Source organism: Pseudoalteromonas sp. MEBiC 03607, assembly GCF_004792295.1.
GTDB lineage: Bacteria > Pseudomonadota > Gammaproteobacteria > Enterobacterales > Alteromonadaceae > Pseudoalteromonas > Pseudoalteromonas lipolytica_C.
In genome coordinates, this window is sequence record NZ_SRRY01000001.1 from 2,248,857 (window position 1) to 2,263,343 (window position 14,487).

Annotated in this window: 15 protein-coding genes and 2 tRNA genes; 8 read left to right on the forward strand and 9 right to left on the reverse strand. The window is 39.1% G+C overall.

Features of this window, described 5'->3' with window-relative positions; translation table 11 throughout:
* Nucleotides 1-9: 9 nt before the first annotated feature.
* Both E5N72_RS10335 and E5N72_RS10340 read right to left on the reverse strand, forming a co-directional pair.
* Nucleotides 10-1,194: a UxaA family hydrolase gene (locus tag E5N72_RS10335; protein ID WP_135924359.1), complete on the reverse strand. Its 1,185-nt coding sequence runs from the start codon at nucleotides 1,192-1,194 to the stop codon at nucleotides 10-12.
* Nucleotide 1,195: 1 nt separating this feature from the next.
* Nucleotides 1,196-1,495, reverse strand: coding sequence for a UxaA family hydrolase (locus E5N72_RS10340; protein ID WP_135924360.1), 300 nt, complete (start codon nucleotides 1,493-1,495; stop codon nucleotides 1,196-1,198).
* A 316-nt stretch (nucleotides 1,496-1,811) separates the two neighbouring features.
* Between E5N72_RS10340 and fucP the strand changes: the two genes are divergently transcribed.
* From fucP to E5N72_RS10355, 3 genes are all read left to right on the forward strand, one after another.
* Complete coding sequence (gene fucP / locus E5N72_RS10345; protein WP_135924361.1) at nucleotides 1,812-3,227, forward strand: L-fucose:H+ symporter permease; 1,416 nt, start codon at nucleotides 1,812-1,814, stop codon at nucleotides 3,225-3,227.
* Nucleotide 3,228: 1 nt separating this feature from the next.
* The gene (locus E5N72_RS10350; RefSeq protein WP_135924362.1) at nucleotides 3,229-3,582 is read left to right on the forward strand and encodes an L-rhamnose mutarotase; all 354 of its coding nucleotides are present in this window, start codon (nucleotides 3,229-3,231) and stop codon (nucleotides 3,580-3,582) included.
* A 110-nt stretch (nucleotides 3,583-3,692) separates the two neighbouring features.
* Nucleotides 3,693-4,478, forward strand: coding sequence for an IclR family transcriptional regulator C-terminal domain-containing protein (locus tag E5N72_RS10355; protein ID WP_240704514.1), 786 nt, complete (start codon nucleotides 3,693-3,695; stop codon nucleotides 4,476-4,478).
* A gap of 163 nt (nucleotides 4,479-4,641) precedes the next feature.
* Here E5N72_RS10355 and E5N72_RS10360 read toward each other — a convergent pair.
* The 4 genes from E5N72_RS10360 to E5N72_RS10375 all read right to left on the reverse strand — a co-directional run bounded on the left by E5N72_RS10360 (nucleotide 4,642) and on the right by E5N72_RS10375 (nucleotide 7,343).
* Nucleotides 4,642-4,718: transfer RNA gene (locus tag E5N72_RS10360), tRNA-Val, on the reverse strand.
* An 82-nt stretch (nucleotides 4,719-4,800) separates the two neighbouring features.
* A tRNA-Val gene (locus E5N72_RS10365) sits at nucleotides 4,801-4,877 on the reverse strand.
* Nucleotides 4,878-4,990: 113 nt separating this feature from the next.
* The gene (locus E5N72_RS10370) at nucleotides 4,991-6,010 is read right to left on the reverse strand and encodes a DUF3080 family protein (protein WP_135924364.1); all 1,020 of its coding nucleotides are present in this window, start codon (nucleotides 6,008-6,010) and stop codon (nucleotides 4,991-4,993) included.
* Entirely contained in the window at nucleotides 5,985-7,343 is a 1,359-nt protein-coding gene (locus E5N72_RS10375; RefSeq protein ID WP_135924365.1) for an MATE family efflux transporter, read from the reverse strand. The genes E5N72_RS10370 and E5N72_RS10375 overlap by 26 nt, the downstream gene beginning before the upstream one ends.
* 98 nt (nucleotides 7,344-7,441) lie before the next feature.
* Here E5N72_RS10375 and E5N72_RS10380 point away from each other — a divergent pair, with 98 nt between their 5' ends.
* Nucleotides 7,442-8,083, forward strand: a complete 642-nt coding sequence (locus tag E5N72_RS10380; RefSeq protein ID WP_135924366.1) for a riboflavin synthase subunit alpha — start codon at nucleotides 7,442-7,444, stop codon at nucleotides 8,081-8,083.
* On the opposite strand, the gene E5N72_RS10385 is transcribed toward E5N72_RS10380, so the two are convergent.
* A complete protein-coding gene (locus tag E5N72_RS10385; RefSeq protein WP_135924367.1) occupies nucleotides 8,080-8,283 on the reverse strand; it encodes a CPXCG motif-containing cysteine-rich protein in 204 nt (67 codons plus the stop codon). The two genes, E5N72_RS10380 and E5N72_RS10385, sit on opposite strands and share 4 nt — an antisense overlap.
* Nucleotides 8,284-8,492: 209 nt before the next feature.
* Complete coding sequence (locus tag E5N72_RS10390; RefSeq protein ID WP_135924368.1) at nucleotides 8,493-9,353, reverse strand: fructosamine kinase family protein; 861 nt, start codon at nucleotides 9,351-9,353, stop codon at nucleotides 8,493-8,495.
* Nucleotides 9,354-9,465: 112 nt separating this feature from the next.
* Here E5N72_RS10390 and E5N72_RS10395 point away from each other — a divergent pair, with 112 nt between their 5' ends.
* The gene (locus E5N72_RS10395; RefSeq protein WP_135924369.1) at nucleotides 9,466-10,161 is read left to right on the forward strand and encodes a DUF445 domain-containing protein; all 696 of its coding nucleotides are present in this window, start codon (nucleotides 9,466-9,468) and stop codon (nucleotides 10,159-10,161) included.
* Between the two features lie 56 nt (nucleotides 10,162-10,217).
* On the opposite strand, the gene E5N72_RS10400 is transcribed toward E5N72_RS10395, so the two are convergent.
* On the reverse strand, nucleotides 10,218-10,580 hold the full coding sequence (locus tag E5N72_RS10400; RefSeq protein WP_135924370.1) for a DUF3718 domain-containing protein: 363 nt from the start codon (nucleotides 10,578-10,580) through the stop codon (nucleotides 10,218-10,220).
* 355 nt (nucleotides 10,581-10,935) lie between these two features.
* Here E5N72_RS10400 and E5N72_RS10405 point away from each other — a divergent pair, with 355 nt between their 5' ends.
* From E5N72_RS10405 to E5N72_RS10415, 3 genes are all read left to right on the forward strand, one after another.
* Nucleotides 10,936-11,721: a hypothetical protein gene (locus tag E5N72_RS10405; RefSeq protein ID WP_135924371.1), complete on the forward strand. Its 786-nt coding sequence runs from the start codon at nucleotides 10,936-10,938 to the stop codon at nucleotides 11,719-11,721.
* Between the two features lie 112 nt (nucleotides 11,722-11,833).
* A complete protein-coding gene (locus tag E5N72_RS10410; RefSeq protein WP_135924372.1) occupies nucleotides 11,834-13,216 on the forward strand; it encodes an amidohydrolase in 1,383 nt (460 codons plus the stop codon).
* Nucleotides 13,217-13,227: 11 nt separating this feature from the next.
* Nucleotides 13,228-14,466 carry an amidohydrolase family protein gene (locus E5N72_RS10415; protein WP_135924373.1) on the forward strand — a complete coding sequence of 413 codons (1,239 nt, stop codon included), beginning with the start codon at nucleotides 13,228-13,230 and terminating at the stop codon, nucleotides 14,464-14,466.
* Nucleotides 14,467-14,487: the final 21 nt, after the last annotated feature.

A 14,487-nucleotide genomic window follows, 5' to 3' on the forward strand; every position in this document is an offset into this window, starting at 1 on the left:
CTGCTCACATTAATTCAAGCAAGCAGGTCCTATGCTGTCGAATGTTTTATAAGTTAACAAAAATTCCTGATGTCCCATTTGTTCAGATTTACTTTGTTCACCACTTGCAATGCGGACAATAAGATCAAAGATTTCATCTCCCACTTGCTCTACCGTTTTCTGACCTTCGATAATACTTCCAGCATTTATATCCATGTCATCACTTAAGTTTTTGTATGTTTCAGGGTTTGCGCAGATTTTAATTACTGGCGAAATAGCTGAACCAACAACGGAGCCACGACCGGTTGTAAATAATGTGATGTGGGCACCTGATGCAATCATTTCGATGATTTCTTGATTATCAGAAATGTTTGGAAATCCAAATTTAGGGTCTCCATCAGGGACTACATCCATCAAGAATAAGCCTTTTTTGTGAGGCTCTTCACCCGGTTTAATAATGCCATTAATTAACGAGCCACCTGACTTAGCATAAGCTCCCATTGATTTTTCTTCTTGTGTTGTTAAGCCACCCTCTGCATTACCCGGAGCAAAGCTGCCATAGCCCATTTTCGTGTAATATTTCTCAGCCTTAATTACACAAGATACAAGCTTGTCTGCAAGGTCTTTCGATTCGGCCCTTTGCGCCATTATTTGCTCGCAGCCCACAAGTTCGCCGGTTTCTTCAAAAATGCAGGTTGCATTTTGCGTAATTAAACGGTCGAAACACTTACCAACTGCAGGGTTTGCGCTGATACCACTGGTGCCATCTGAACCACCACAAATTGTGCCAATAACTAATTCATCAACCGTCATATCAACAACAGGGCATGAAGAAATTTGTTCTAGCATAGCCGCAGCTTCTTGAACCCCTTTATCAATGGTGTTTTTTGTTCCGCCGTTATTTTGAATAACAAGCGTACTAACGGGGCGACCAGACTGACTGATAGCTTCACTTAAGTGTTCGCGGTTGAACCCTTCACATCCCAAAGAAACGAGTAACACACCGCCAACATTAGGGTGGGTACACAGTTTAGTCATCATAGAAAGTGCATAATTGTTTGGATAGCAGCCAGGAAAGCCAATAAGTTGGATGTCTTGGTTATTTGCCTTATTAACGATTGTTCTTGCCACATGGTGTGCACATTCAACTAAGTAGGCAACAACCACAGTGTTACGAATACCTTTTTTACCATTACTTCTTAAATAGCCCTGCATATTAATCTCCACTAACTGAGTGCCTAGTGTGGCTTGCTATATAGTCACTCTTCATATTGTGAAGGTGCACATGCTGTCCTTTTTCAATATCGTCAGTGGCAGATCCGATAGGCACACCGTATTTTAAAATTTGTTCGCCTTTTTGAATTGCACGGCAGGCAACTTTATGACCAACAGTGACATCTGTATTTAGCGTTAGCTCATCATTTGCAATAGTGATCGCTTCACCAAGGTATGCAGCCTGACAACAAACAATGACGTTGTCTTGTTCATGCAGTAACACAAATTTATTTCCAGACATTCAATCCTCACAATTAAAGTTTGTTGGTACATTAGCAATTTATTTTAAGTATGAATTATTTTTTCATATTTAAAATATTTGTAATGATTTAACAAGTCAACATCTTTCTTTTGTCTCTAGCCACTGTCATTTGTTGCTACAGCCAGGAACCTTTAAAAAAATAGTAAATAACCAATTGTTTTTAATAGATATATATAAAATAATATTTTCTTATATGAAATTTAATTGTATATATGAATTTATCGTGCAATCTTTTAAACATGAACTGTACTAAGCAGTTCGTATTAACAGCATCTAACTAAGAGCGTAATTAACAATGAACACATATAAATTAGGTACAAAAGAGGGAGGGGAAACTGCACCATTAATCGCAACGGATATGCTGATACCTTTTATTCTGGTTGCAGCACTTTTTCCTCTTTGGGGCTTTGCAAATGACATTACCAACCCGCTGGTAAAAGCGTTCAAAGATATTTTTCTAATTTCAAATGCACAGAGTTCTCTTGTGCAATTTGCTTTTTACTTAGGGTATGGAGTGATGGCTATTCCTGCCGCATTGTATATTCGGCGCTATTCTTATAAATCTGGGATACTACTTGGACTTGGGCTATATGCACTGGGTGCATTACTATTTATTCCTGCCAGTTATTACATGGAATTTAATTATTTTTTGGCTTCTTTATGTATTTTAACCTGTGGATTGGCACTCTTAGAGACAACTGCAAATCCTTATATTTTATCGATGGGAGATGAGCGGACAGCCACAAAGCGGTTAAATTTAGCGCAAGCATTCAACCCTGTTGGTTCGTTGATGGGTATGTTTGTTGCTTCAACTATGATTCTAAATAAGCTTGAAATAGAACAGTTTAGAGCTGAAGAAAAATTACAACATCCAGAATATGCACATTGGCTCCCCGCAGTTGTTGATGAAAAGCTTACCGAAGCACTTTATACCTTTTCAAAAGAAGAACCATTTAATCATATGGCGATGCAGGCAGCTGATTTGGCGACAATACGCGACCCTTATGTGGTAATTGCGATGATTGTTATTGTCTTATTTTTTATCTATTTATTTTATCGCTTGCCTAATACACAGGCTGTTAAAGTAAATCAAAGTGACAATAGCGCGAAGGAGGTTTTTGTAAAACTTATTAAAAATAAGCGCTATGTTGAAGGTGTGATTGCTCAAGTTTTTTATGTTGGTGCACAAATTATGTGCTGGACTTTTATTATCCATTACGGGATGACTGAAGTAGGCTCAACCGCTTCTGAAGCGCAGAATTACAACATTGTTGCTATGTGTGTTTTTCTGGCCAGTCGCTTTATTTGTACGTTTTTACTTAATTGGGTTAACGCCGCATTACTGCTGATGATCTTTGCAATTGCTGCAGCGAGCTTGACGTTTGCTGTCATTTTTACCGGGGGCATGCTCGGATTGTATTGTCTTATTGCTGTTTCGGGGTGTATGTCTTTAATGTTCCCAACAATTTATGGTATCAGTTTAGGCGGTTTAAAAGCCGATGCAAGTATCGCATCCTCAGGGTTGGTTATGGCGATTGTCGGAGGAGCGCTAATGCCACCTCTACAGGGGCAGATGATTGATGCAGGGCCACTGATTAAGTCACTAAGTGCAGTACAAACCTCTTTTTTACTACCTTTAATTAGTTTTATGGTGATAGCTGTTTTTGCTTATCGCGTTATCTATATACATAAAACATCAGTGGAGAAATGAAATGCAATATTGCTTAACATTAGAGCTAGAAAACAACGATGATTTAATAGCCGAATATGAGAAATATCATGCCCCGGGAAATGTATGGCCTGAAGTTGTAGCGGCAATCAAAGAAGTGGGTATAACGAACATGGCGATTCATCGGCTAGGCACACAATTAATTATGATACTTGATACCTGCGATGACTTTAGTTTTGAACACAAAGCCAGATTCGATGCTCAAAATAGTAAAGTTCAAGAATGGGAAGCATTTATGGAAAAGTTTCAAAAGGTTGATACGTCATCCAGTAAATCTGCTAAGTGGAAGCTTGTTGAGCGGATTTTTTCACTGGATGAACAAATAGCAGCTTATTAAATGGTTATGGCGCTTTTTCTCATAAATGAAACTAATGTATACTTTTGTAATCTGAGGAAATTTTATAGCTAGTCTCAAAAAACTAGTGAGTTATATTAAGGTGAATATCAGTGGAAAAAGAAACGGATTCTAAATCACGGAAAAAAGTGTATTCAGCTCCTGCGCTTGAAAAAGGATTGGATTTGCTTGAATTGCTGTCAAGTGAAGTAGACGGTCTCAATATCACGGATATCACAGCACGACTCGATCGTTCGGTCGGCGAGTTGTTTAGAATGTTGGCGGTATTAGAGCAACGCGGCTATATTGAAACGCCAGCGGGAAGTGATAGGCATAGATTAACCTTAAAGCTTTTTGGGCTAGCCAATCGGTTTCCACCTATTAAGCGTTTAACATCGCTAGCTAACCCTTTGATGCACAGATTATCTTATACCATAGAGCAATCTTGCCATTTAGTGATCTACTACGAGGGTAAAGGTCATGTTGTAGTGCAGCAAGATTCACCTTCGGCGCGTATCTTTAGCGTTAGACTTGGCGCTGAAGCACCCTTAGTAAATACCTGTTCAGGGCATTTATTGTTGGCGTTTTCTGAACGAGAAAAGCGTGATTTAATGCTAAGTCGTGTGCCAAGTGACCACCCACAAGCAAATTCTGAACAACTCGAGGATATAATCAATTGCGTTAAAAGTCAGGGTTATGAGAGTGTGATTAGTGCGCAAGCTCATGGAGTAAATGACATTGGTTATCCGGTGTTTGATGCCACAGGTCAAATCGCAGCGGCGTTAGTTGTGCCATTTATTGATTTCACTGACGGATCTCATACAACTGATATGGCAATGATCCACGAAAATATGAAGGTAACAGCTTTAGAGTTGTCGAAGCTATTAGGGTATGAGTGATCCCAATTATCAAATTAGAATATTTAGAATTGGTACGACTGAGTGGATTCGAACCACCGAGCTTTGGAGCGTGTCATAAAGAGTGGTAGTGCGCTAACCGACTTAGCTACAACTGTACAATTCAGATTTTCGGGTAATATCTTAGTAAAGGTTGGATTAAATTTGGTACGACCGAGTGGATTCGAACCACCGACCCCTACCATGTCAAGGTAGTGCTCTAACCAACTGAGCTACGGTCGTACAGACATTTAATTATGAAGTAGATTAAATATTTTGGTACAACCTAGTGGTAGTGCTCTTTCCTTTGGTTATACCTAAATCGTGGTACAACCGAGTGGATTCGAACCACCGACCCCTACCATGTCAAGGTAGTGCTCTAACCAACTGAGCTACGGTTGTATTTTGATTTAAAAAGTTGTTAGCTTGGCTAAACAACGGAGGCTAATATATAGCGACTGCTTGTGTGAATCAAGCAGCTTTAGCTATTTTTATGTTAAGTGCTGGTTTTTTACTCATAACGGACTAATTTCGCACGCTCGATAAAAACCTTGCCACCAAGTTACATGGCTTTTAGCAGAGCGCTTAAGATTCCGTAAAATTGCCTCATTACTTTCGCTATCTACTAATGGGCTCATTTCAGTGTCACGCCATATCTGATGATAAAGTGGTTGTAGGGTTTCTAATCTTCCCACCAAGAATGATTGATAAGGTTGTAACTGCTCCAAATAAAACTTTTTAAACACATTACTTAGCGTTTGTGCTTTTTGTTTATTCTTGTTGGCAGGACAGAGTTCATCATTTGTGTACTGCATTAGCAGCTCTGTTAATTGTTGATTGTAATGTGTTTGGGCTCGAGCCGCCGAAATTAACAGCTTGTTGTATTTAAAACGGTTTAACACTTCAAGTTGGCTGATGATTTTATCGGGCTCTATATCGTTTATTTTGCCGGTATTAATTTGATTGTTTAATTTAGCAATCTGCTCCAATGCGCTCACGGTTTCGCTAAAACCTGACGTATTTTCATCAATATAAGTCGAACTTAGCTGCCAGCTTTGTTTAAACTCGGTTTCGTTGAACAGCATAGCTTTAAAGTAGTTGGCTAAGTTTGCTTGTTTTTTTGCTGCGGTGAGTTTTATTTTTTCAAAAAGTTCATCTTGTTCATCAATGCGCTCTAAGCATTTATTTGCGTTTTGTATAAACTTAATTTGATAACTCAAAACATTAGCGGGTGTTGCCGTTTTGCCAAGCTGGTTATTGTGCTCAGCAATCAGAGTTACAAGCTTACACTGACGTAACTGGGCAAGTTCAAGCATGCCGATCGTTGCTTTGTATTCATCGTCATAAGCGAAGTGCTTAACAGTTAGCGTGCTTGGTTTAGATAGCTTAAAACCTTCGGTTTTAAGCACGTTATTTAGTCTTTGCGCATAGGTGTGATTTACATCACCAGAAGAGGGTGTGCAGGCAATAAGTGCCACACACACTAGAGCGATAATAGAGTTTAGAAGGCTATTGGTTTTGCAAAAATGGTGCATGTTTAAATCGCCTATGAACAGTGAACATCAACATAATTGCTGCGGCACTTAACCCCACAATAATGCCTATCCAAAAGCCATGAGGGCCCATTGCTGGAACAATTAAATCTGTACGAGCAAGTACGAATCCTAGCGCAAATCCGATCAGCCAATATGAAACAAATGTTATGTAGCCAATAGGGGCTGTGTGCTTTAATCCACGTAAAATGCCGTTAGCTGAGACCTGCAAAGCGTCTGGCAATTGATAGATACAAGCCAATACCATAATTGAAGAGGCAAGTGCTAATACCTCAGGATTATCTGAATACAATTGGCTGATGATATCACGTGCAAAGAAAGTAATACTGGCTAGCATAAATGCAATTACAGCTGCCAGAATATAGCTAGTTCTTACTGCATTTCTTAATTGCTCAAAGTGCTGCTGACCAAATAAATTGCCAATACGTATACTTATCGCAATTGAGAGGCTTAGTGGCATCATAAATAGCAAGGTGGTTACACTGGCTGCAATCTGATGGCCAGCGACTGCGACAGCACCTAAATGAGCTATAAATAAAGGAATACAAGCAAATAAGGTTACTTCAAAAAAGGTAGCAAGTGAGATAGGAATACCTACTTTGGTAATGATCCACATTGTTGAGAATTTTGGTAATGCAAAATTAGCGAGGAGTTCTTTAGCGTTCACTTTTTTACTGAAATGACAGTAAATGACTTGAGTTAGTGCCATAGAAGTAAATACAAGTGCTGTGGCTATACCGCATCCGGCACCACCATAGGCATCAAACCCTAATTTACCGTGGATAAACACATAGTTAGCAGGAACATTTACAGCTAAACCGATTAGGCTGATATAGAAGGCTGGCTTTGTCATACCCATACCTTCAGTAATATTGCGATACACGCTAAATAGCAAAAAGCCCAGCATTCCCCATTTAACAAAGTAAATATATTGCTCAGCCAGAGATGTAATCGCAGCGCTGGTGTCCAGTTGATTTAATACGCTATCAGCAAAACCAGCGACTAAGACACCTATGAAACTGAGTATCAGTGCTAAATATAAGCCTTGTTGAAAATAATGACTAATTCCTTGTTTATCATTTGAACCTGAAAATTGCGCAATAATTCCTGTAAGCGCAAGTAAAATTCCTTGAAGGGCAAGCATTAATGGGTTCCAGATACCAGTTGCAATTGATAAAGCAGCTAAGTCAATTGCGCTTACTTGACCTGCCATTACTGTATCAACCACAGTCATTAAAATAAGTGTAACTTGCGCCAAAAACACAGGGATGGCTAAAGAAATTAAGCGCTTGGCTTCCCAACTACAAAAAAGCATAAAAAACACACAACTAAAAAAACAGACAAACATTGTAATCTATTCATAGATCAATAAAAATCGCAGTTATCTATTTAGTGAAGAAAAGAAGTGTTGCTATGTTTACCGGAATTGTACAAACCCAAGCTATTGTAAAAAAAGCGATTCACGAAGGTGGAATTTTACGACTCACTTTACAGGTAGCTAATGACTATGCTGCTAACTTAACTTTGGGGGCGAGTATTGCTATTAATGGCTGTTGTTTGACAGTCGTGAGTTTTGAAAAACAATCAGCAGAGTTCAGTTTTATTGATTTTGATGTAATAGATGAAACACTAAGACTAACTAATTTAGGTGCATTAACTGAGCATGACACAGTAAATTTTGAGCGTTCAGTTACCTTTGGCACAGAATTAGGAGGGCATATTGTTTCTGGTCATATTCATTGTATGGCAGAAATTATTGCAATTAATCATGATCAAAATAATTGTAAAATGCACTTATCACTAGCAGCTGATTGGCAAAAATACGTACTCTACAAAGGTTTTGTTAGTGTGAATGGCGCAAGTTTGACCGTTGGCGAAGTTGATGAACAGGGCTTTTGGTTGCACCTAATCCCAGAAACACTCGCAATCACAAATTTAGATAAGTACAGTGTTGGTGATAAGCTTAATATCGAAGTTGATCAACAAACCTATACCATTATAAACACCGTAGAAAATTACCTATCCCAACAAGAACATAGCAAACGAGCAAATTAAAAAATTTGCTCGTCGTCGCTGTCAACGAAAAGTTCTAGTTTGTTGTGTGCGTAATCAATATGCATATTTAAGTGGATCGGGTTACAGCATGCGCTGCAATCTTCGTAATAATCCTGGTCACCGTCGCTTGCATCAAGAGCAACATGTATATGGTGGCCACAATGAGGGCATGAAATACGTTGTGTGAAATGTTCTTTCATCAGCTTTTACCTTAATCAGGCATGCCTGAGTTCGTTAAATTGCAATCAGAATTAAACCTTAACCCATGAAAAATGAATCTAGATTTAATCAGATTGGTATAACTTACTAACCGCTAAACAAGCGGCTAGCACCTGTATCTGAACGCGTTATAAGTAAACTATAGCCACGATTAACGGTTTATGACATTCGTTTTACAACGATTTTAATGTTATTTAAGGAGTAATTCGATTTGTTGTTTTGCTTCAGTAAGATAGTGTCCTGCAAAAATGTTTGCATGGTTAAGAACAGGGTAAAGTTGATAGATGAGTTTTCGTTGCTCATATCCAGATTGTAATGGGTATAAGGCATTGTATGCCTCGTAAAAGGCATCAGGCAGTGGAGCAAATAATTCGCTCATTGCGATATCACATTCCCGATCACCATAATAACAAGCTGGATCGAAAATACTGGGTACGGTGTTATAAAACCCCATATTTCTTCGCCAAAAATCACCATGGAGTAGAGATGGTTCCACTACATGGCTATGCAGTGCATCTTTAATAAAGGCGATGAACATTTCTTGGTTTACTAACTCAATGCCTTTTTCTTGTAACAATTGCAGTTGCCAGCCTATTCGTTCCTCTGCAAAAAAAACATCCCACTTTCTGTGCCATCGATTGGGCTGAACAGTTGGACCTAAAAAGTTATCATTATCAAATCCAAACATGGCTTGAGTATGTTTTTGATGAAGCATGGCTAAATGTTCACCCATTTGATACCAATTTGAATGTGGTTGCTTATCAAGTTCTAACCATTCTAGAACGATGAATGAATACTCAATGTTACAACCTGTAGTGATGCAATCGGGTATCATAAATAAACTCTCTTGCGTGAGCAGCTCTAAATTAAAAGCTTCACATTCGAGTCGCTCTAAATCACTTAAGTGAGCCACCTTAACAAAGAAGTGGTGTAGATCATCACCAATATGGAAGTATTTATCGTTATTGGGTGATTGTAACTGGCGTTTAAAAGTATGCTTAAACTCAAAATGCATCGCTTGGCTTATCTGCTCATTCACCGAATTCCACATAATTCTGTTCACCTTTTAACCATATAATTAAACTATGGCAAAAAGACGGTGAATTAACAAACCCATGGCGTTAATATTATTAAAGTTTAGTAATTAATTTACGAGGATTCAGATGAATAAAAGTCTCATCACTAATTTAGTGGCAGTTGCCTTTGTATTAGTCGGATTTTTATTTGATCAAACAGTTGTCTTAACGGTTGGTTTATTTGCCTTATCTGGGGCTGTAACAAACTGGCTTGCAATTCATATGCTGTTTGAAAAAGTCCCTTTTCTTTACGGTTCAGGCGTCATTACTCTTAAATTTGCCTCTTTTAAAGTTGCTATACGTAACTTAGTTATGACCGAGTTTTTTGCAGAAGAGAAAATTGATCAAGTCATGGCTTTAGCGAAACCTAATATTGATCTTGAGCCAGTTATTAGTGAAGTTAATTTAAGTCCGGCTTATGATTCTTTAATTGAGGTCATTGAAAACTCACAATTTGGTGGCATGCTGTCTATGTTTGGTGGCCGAGATGCGTTAGAGCCTATGCGTGAACCTTTCATTGAAAAAATGAAAGCGGCGGTGATTGATATATCAAAGAGCGACGAATTTAAAACGATTCTTGATGAAAAGCTATTTGCCAACTCTCATCTAGGTGGGTCATTACATGGTACAGTTGAGCGTTTAGTTGATGAGCGTTTAAATGAACTTACGCCAACTATGGTAAAAGATATTATTCAAACCATGATCAAAGAACATTTAGGTTGGTTAGTGATCTGGGGCGGGGTGTTTGGCGGCTTATTTGGTCTTATCGCTGCGTTAATATAATAGGGTTAGGGTGTGTAGCAGGCCGGTATCGGCCTACTACTTAGAATTCATCATAATTATTTAGAACCAGCAATAACAATGACTGTATCGTCAGATACTTTAGCAATATCTTGGATACTGGTTTTTGTTGTTGTTTCAAAATTCAAATAACTTGCTGATTTATTAAACCCATAGGTGCTAGCAAACTTTTCAGTGCTCATTTCATTACACTGTAGCTTTTCTGTCATAACCCGTTTGCTTAAGCGTAAATCACGCATTGTGTTTATTACGTTTAATGGTTTGTTTGAAGCAATTGCCATACACGCTTGAGTACCAACATTGTCATCTGCTGCTACAAATTGTGCGGCGTTTGTTTCTGTTGCTACTAATGAAGAACCTAAAATTAATGCTGTACCGAGTGCTGTTGTTAACGTATTCATCTTTCTCTCCAGTTGTTTGTCCATGTGACACGTCATATGTGCTACCTCGCTTTGGATACTGCACACTTCCTATTTGCTGGGCACAGTTAAAGTATGCGCTAACCGAGAGTAATTGCTGTTAATGAAAATCGACAAGTTGTAAGTAAGTATGTAGATGTGAACAACAAAAAATAACCGCTTGATAAGGTATATTTTTAAGTGTGAACTTTGACACAATTCGAGAAATATTTTTCTATTTTTATTATTAAAAAATCTTTATTGGCTAGTATTAAAGGTTTGGTTTTTACGTGATGGTTACATTTGCGTTTTAACTCTACATTTTTTAGTCGCGCTATTTAAAGTATAAGGAGTACCAGTGGCCACGAAATTAGCAGGCTATTATCAACAAGCTTATGCATCTGAATCAAAACATTTTAATCAATGCTTCTATTGCGGTTGTGAAGCCACTGAGCGAGATTTTTGCCCACCACTACATATGCTACAAAGCATTATAGATTTAGGTGAAGACGCAGAATTTATATCTATTCCAGCATGTTATGAATGTTTTGCGTTACTACATAACGAACGGATACTGACCATTGATGGGCGAGTGACAAAGCTTAAAAAGAAACTTTCAGCAAAATACGCTAAAGCGTTGAGAATTTATCACATGTGGCATGAAAGTGAGCTTCACGATATGAGTGATGAATTTGTACATAGCATTAAAGCAGGTATGAAGTTAGGTGCAGAGGCTGCAGAGCGGCTTGCATTTCAAGGTTATAGTTATGCAACAGAAGAGGCCAGTGTAACTATTCGTCAAAAGCGTGCTGAATTTGATGTGCAAGGCAAAGTCTTTTATGACTTTAAAGACGCGCTAAATTACTGCATTAACGATTTGAACGTAGACAGGACAGAATTCTATAAGCTGGTGGTTGAAGATTATAACGGTGATTTTAATCGTGCTTTAAGCCAATATCGCCATCGCCACGAGAAGGTAACAGCAGCAAACGATGCTGATTCACTGATCAAAAGTTTTGCGAAGCAGCATAAACAAAATTCAGACTTTGTAACTCGCACTGTGAAGCATTTTATTAACAAAGATCCGAGTTTAACTACCGAAGGTGCTTTAGAGCAGCTATATAACAATTACATTAAAAAATAGAGCAAAACAAAACAGGTAATTCGTCCCAATAAACTGCTACTTGCCTCGTTTGTTCGCATTGAAATTAACATTTGGTTAAAGTGGTTCAATAATAAAAAGGAGAAACAACATAATGCAAAAATTTGCTCCATCCGTATTGGTCATGGCGCTTGGTGTCGCGTTAGCGGGATGCCAAGACAATGGCCCTCAAGATCCAAAAGTAACTATAAATAAAAACCCATACCCAAGCACCTATAAGCCTCTTGCATCACAAAGCACATTGATCACAAATGCAACAGTACTAACTGGCACAGGTGAGCGCTTAGATGATGCAGATGTTTTCTTTGTTGATGGCAAAGTACAGCAAGTTGGTAAAGATTTATCAGTTCAAGCTGATAAAACGATTGATGCACAAGGCAAATGGGTAACACCAGGTATTATTGATGTGCATTCACATCTAGGAGCATATCCAACACCATCGGTGGCATCTCACCAAGATGGTAACGAAATGACAAGCCCTGTTACAGCTGAAGTGTGGGTTGAACACTCTGTCTGGCCACAGGACCCAGGTTTTAATCGTGCTCGTGAAGGGGGCATTACGTCTTTACAAATTCTACCAGGTTCTGCAAACCTGATTGGTGGTCGTGGCGTAACGCTTAAAAATATTCCTTCTCATACGATGCAAGGGATGAAGTTTCCTGATGCACCATATGGTTTAAAAATGGCATGTGGTGAAAACCCAAAACGTGTTTATGGTAGTAAAGGTGTTTTACCATCAACGCGTATGGGTAATATGGCCGGCTATCGTACAGCTTGGATAGAAGCAGCAGAATATAAGCGTCAATGGGAAAAATACGAGAGCGATTATGCTGCGGGTAAAAATCCCGAAGTACCGCATCGTGATATCAAGCTTGATACCTTAGCGGGTGTTCTTGATGGCGAGATACTCATTCATAACCACTGCTACAAGGCAGAGGAAATGGCTATGATGATCGATCTTGGTAAAGAATTTGGCTATCACTCAGGTACATTCCATCATGGTGTTGAAGCTTATAAGATTGCTGATCTATTAGCTGAAAATGGCAACTGTGCAGCACTTTGGCCAGATTGGTGGGGCTTTAAAATGGAAGCCTACGACATGGTTCAAGAGAACGTAGCAATTGTTGATGCAGTTAAAAATTCATGTGCAGTGGTTCACTCAGATTCCGACACAACAATTCAGCGTCTAAACCAAGAAGCAGGGAAAGTTATGTACCGCGCAAATGATGTTGGTTATAACATTTCTGAACAACATGCAATCAAGTGGATCACATCAAACGCTGCGAAATCACTAGGTATTGATGACAAAACAGGTTCACTAGAAGCGGGTAAACAAGCTGATGTGGTTATTTGGAATCAAAACCCATTCAGTGTTTATGCGAAAGCTGAACAAGTGTTTATTGATGGTGCCAAAGTTTATGATCGTAATGATGATAAATATCAAGCACAAAGCGATTTCATGCTAGGTCAAAAATAGGAGTAACATTGATGACAAAATTAACTCAATCATTAAAACTGTCTCTCGTTGCTGCTAGCCTGGTCTCGGCAACTGCGAGTGCTGCATCTGTAGCGATTGTTAATGCAACACTGCACACGTCAACAGAACAAGGCGTTCTAGAAGGCGCGAGCGTCGTTATTGACGAAGGTAAAATTGTTGCAATCAACCCTGCATCTATTGATGCTGATACAACCATTGATGCAAAAGGTCAAATTGTAACCGCTGGTTTTATTGGCACAATGAATCAATTAGGTTTAGTGGAAGTGGGTGCTGTTGCTGGCTCGCGTGATGGTGGGGATGATAAAGCAGGGATTGATTTCGATCCTAGCCTTGCATTTAACCCGCGTAGTAGCTTAATTCCTTATGCACGTAAAGGCGGCATTACTCAGGATCTAATCGTACCAAACGGTGGTGAAAGTATCTTTGCAGGTCTTGCCTCTGTTGTTGATTTATCTGGTAGCTTTGACAGCGTAAATAAAAAGCAAGTTGCACTTGTTGTTCACTTAGGTGAAAAGAGCAAAGGTTCCCGTGCTATGTCGATGAAAACACTTATCGACAAGTTAGAAGGTCAAAAGTCAGCCAAAAAGGATGACAAAAAAGACGACAAAAAAGAGCCTTCGACTGAACAAAAAGTGTTAGATGCAGTGCTAGCTGGCGAAATGCCTCTTATTGCAAGCGTGCAGCGCGCATCAGACATCTATGAACTTGTTAAGTTAAAACAAAGCTATGGCATTAATTTAGTGATTCATGGTGGTGATGATGCGGTTGTTGTGGCTGATACGCTAGCTAAAGCTAATGTACCTGTGATCATCAGTTCAATGGCTAACTTACCAGGTAGCTTTGATTCATTACATGCAAACCTTGCTAACGCAGGTAAGCTTGAAAAGGCCGGTGTAAAAGTCATTATTGGTGTAGCGGGTGATTCTAGCCACAATGTATACCAGTTACGCTTTGATGCGGGTAATGCTGTATCTTATGGTATGAGCCAGCAAGGTGCACTAAGCGCTGTTACAAGTAACATTGCTGATGTATTTGGTTTAAACTCAGGCGCAATTGCGACGGGTAAACGTGCCAACCTTGTAATGTGGTCTGCAGATCCATTTGAGCTTAATTCACACGTCAGTAAAATGTGGATCAACGGTGAAGAGGTTTCAACCGAAGCGCGTCAAGATAAACTACGTGAACGTTATACAACTGATTCAGCGATGCCACGTGCTTATACAAAATAAGCGCAAGAGCAATTAGAGAAA